This window comes from Jatrophihabitans sp., from assembly GCF_036388195.1.
GTDB lineage: Bacteria > Actinomycetota > Actinomycetes > Mycobacteriales > Jatrophihabitantaceae > Jatrophihabitans_A.
In genome coordinates, this window is the sequence record NZ_DASVSG010000157.1 from 1 (window position 1) to 3,490 (window position 3,490).

The window sequence follows — 3,490 nt, forward strand, 5'->3', positions numbered from 1 at the left end:
GCACGGCCGGCCTCACTCACCGCCAACCGGACCCGGTCGAAGATCTGCCCGCTCTCGGCCACCGGCCGGAACGCGCTGTTGTACTCATCGGCGTACTCGGCGGCCAGCGCGGCCGAGCGCTTCTTCGCCGCGCCGCCGAGGATGATCGGCACCCGCGGCTGCTGCACCGGCTTCGGCAGCGCCGGGGAGTCCTGCAGCCGGTAGTGCTTGCCCTCGAAGTCGAACCGCTGCCCGGACGGCGTCCGCCACAGGCCGTCAAGAACAGCCAGCTGCTCGGCGAAGAGGTCGTAGCGGGTGGCGACATCGGGGAACGGGAGGCCGTAGGCGGTGTGCTCGGCCTCGAACCAGCCGGCGCCCAGGCCCAGCTCGACCCGGCCGCCGCTCATCTGGTCGACCTGGGCGACGGTGATCGCCAGCGGCCCCGGCGGACGGAAGGTCGCCGGGCTCACCAGCGTGCCCAGCCGGATCCGGCTGGTGTCGCGCGCCAGGCCGGCCAGCGTCGTCCAGGCGTCGGTGGGCCCGGGCAGCCCTGACACCTGACCCATGTGCAGGTAGTGGTCCGAGCGGAAGAACGCGTCGAACCCGAGCGCCTCGGTGGCCCGGGCGACCCACAACAGATCCCGGTAGGTCGCGCCCTGCTGGGGTTCGGTGAATACGCGCAGCTCCATGCTTCGAGGCTAGCGCTGCGGGATCCGAGGCCTGGCAACGCCGGAGAAGGCCACCGAGGGCAACGGCGGCGACACTGGCAGCTCGATCGGGCAAGCACGAAGACCCGCGACTCACTTGCGGCACCTACTCGCCAGTAATACTCTTTCCCTACTGACGAGTAACAAGGAGAACGACCGCAATGGGCCACTACAGGAGCAATCTCCGCGACATCGAGTTCAACCTCTTCGAGGTGTTGGAAACCGGCGACCGGCTGGGTGCCGGACCCTTCGCCGAGATCGACGCCGAGACCGCTCGCGGGATTCTCCGGGAGGTCCGCACGCTGGCCGAGGGGCCGCTGGCCGACTCCTACGTCGATTCCGACCGCAACCCGCCGGTGTTCGACCCGGCCACCCACTCGGTGACGATGCCCGAGTCGTTCAAGAGGTCCTACGGCGTCTGGCAGGACGCCGAATGGTGGCGGCTGGAGACCCTGCCGTCGCTGGGCGGCACGCTGGCGCCGCGGTCGCTGATCTGGTCGATCGCCGAGATGGTGCTGGGCGCCAACCCCGCCATCTGGATGTACAACTGCGGTCCCGCCTTCGCCAACATCATCGATCGGGTGGGCACCGAGGAGCAGCAGAAGATCGCCCAGCTCATCATCGACAAGCGCTGGGGCGCCACCATGGTGCTGACCGAGCCGGACGCCGGCTCCGATGTCGGCGCCGGCCGCTCCAAGGCCATCCGGCAGGACGACGGCACCTGGCACATCGAGGGCGTCAAGCGCTTCATCACCTCGGCCGAGCACGACATGGCCGACAACATCATCCATTACGTGCTGGCCCGGCCGGAGGGCGCCGGCCCGGGCACCAAGGGCCTGTCGCTGTTCCTCGTCCCCAAGTTCGACTTCGACTGGGACACCGGCGAGCTCGGCGCCCGCAACGGCGCGGTGGTGACCAACGTCGAGCACAAGATGGGCCTGAAGGTCTCCACCACCTGTGAGGTCACCTTCGGCGAGCAGGCGCCGGCCAAGGGCTGGCTGCTCGGCGAGGTGCACGACGGCATAGCCCAGATGTTCAAGGTCATCGAGCACGCCCGGATGATGGTCGGCACCAAGGCCTACTCGGAGCTGTCCGCCGGATACCTGGCTGCCCTGGACTACGCCAAGACCCGGGTCCAGTCCGCGGACCTGACCCGGGCTACGGACAAGACCGCGCCCCGGGTGACGATCATCCACCACCCGGACGTGCGCCGGCAGCTGATGCTGCAGAAGGCCTACGCCGAGGGCCTGCGGGCGCTCGCGCTCTACACCGCCAGCGTCCAGGACCGGATCCAGGTGGCCGAGCACGAGGCAGGGGCATCGCTGGACGAGGTGCCCGCCGGCGGGCTGGCCGGCGGCCGGTCCGGGCACTCGGCGCAGGCCGACAGCACCGACGAGCGGCTCAACGACCTGCTGCTGCCGATCGTCAAGGGCGTCGGCTCCGAGCGCTCCTACGAGCAGCTGGGCCAGGCGCTGCAGGTGTTCGGCGGGTCCGGCTTCCTGCAGGACTACCCGCTGGAGCAGTACATCCGCGACAACAAGATCGACTCGCTGTACGAGGGCACCACCGCGATCCAGGGCCAGGACTTCTTCTTCCGCAAGATCGTGCGGGACAAGGGCGTCGGGCTCGGCGCGCTGTCGGCCGAGATCCAGGGCTTCCTCGACTCGATCGCCGAGGAGGGCCGGCTCAAGGACGAGCGCGCGGCCGTCAGCCAGGCGCTGACCGAGGTGGGTGGCATGGTCGCGGCGATGATCGCCCAGCTCACCTCGGCCCAGGACGACATCCGCAACGTCTACAAGGTCGGCCTGAACACCACCCGGCTGCTGATGTCCTGCGGTGACCTGGCGATCGGCTGGCTGCTGCTGCGCCAGGCCACAGTGGCTCTCGCCGCGCTGGACCGCAGCGGGCTGCCGGCCGCGGACAAGTCCTTCTACGAGGGCAAGCTCGCCGTCGCCCGGTTCTTCGCCACCACGGTGCTGCCCGAGCTGGCCGCCCGCCGCAAGGTCGTCGAGTCCACCGACAACGCGATCATGGACGTCGGCGAGGACGTCTTCTAGAGCGCGGGCGCCGGCGACCCGGCGGTTAGGGTGTGCCCATGACGGCCGGCGCGACGAACTGGATCAAGCTGCAGGGGGCGGTGAACGCCCGCGACGTCGGCGGCCTGCCCACCGCGGACGGCAGGGCGATCCGGCCCGGAGCGCTGATCCGCTCGGCGAGCCTCGGCCACCTCACCGACGCCGACGTCCAGCACCTGGTCGGCGATCTGGGGGTGCGCCGGGTGGTGGACCTGCGCACCGACGTCGAGGTGGACCGGGACGGGCCCGGCGCGCTGCACGACCAGCCGGACGTGGTCGTCCACCACCTGTCGCTGTATCCGGACACCACCGACCGCGCCGAGTTGCCGGCCGGCCCGGGCGCCGGGACGCCGGAGCCGCTGCCCTGGCAGCGCGAACGGTTCGCCACCGAGCACGGCCCGGTGGTCGCGGCCTACCTGCGGTACCTCGAGCAGCGGCCGGACTCGATCATGGCTGCGCTGCGGGCCATCGCCGAGCCGGTCGGAGCCACCCTGGTGCACTGCGCCGCGGGCAAGGACCGCACCGGTGTGGTGGTGGCGCTGGCGCTCACCGTGGCCGGCGTGGACCGCGAGCTGATCGCCGCCGACTATGCCCTGACCCAGTCCCAGATCGCGGCGATCGTGGACCACCTGGCCCGCAGCGACCTGTACGGCTTCGAGGTCGGGCAGCCGGAGAAGATCCCGCCGGCCTCGGCCGCGGTGATGGTCGCCGTGCTCGACGCGATCGACA

Annotated in this window: 3 protein-coding genes; 2 read left to right on the forward strand and 1 reads right to left on the reverse strand. The window is 70.7% G+C overall.

Annotated features, from left to right (window positions below; translation table 11 throughout):
* Positions 1–668 (reverse strand): LLM class F420-dependent oxidoreductase (locus VF612_RS15950; RefSeq protein WP_408660837.1); only part of this gene is annotated, 668 nt, incomplete at its 3' end.
* Between the two features lie 179 nt (positions 669–847).
* Between VF612_RS15950 and VF612_RS15955 the strand changes: the two genes are divergently transcribed.
* On the forward strand, positions 848–2,743 hold the full coding sequence (locus VF612_RS15955; protein ID WP_408660838.1) for an acyl-CoA dehydrogenase: 1,896 nt from the start codon (positions 848–850) through the stop codon (positions 2,741–2,743).
* Between the two features lie 38 nt (positions 2,744–2,781).
* On the forward strand, positions 2,782–3,490 hold a 709-nt coding region (locus VF612_RS15960), incomplete at its 3' end, for a tyrosine-protein phosphatase (protein WP_408660839.1).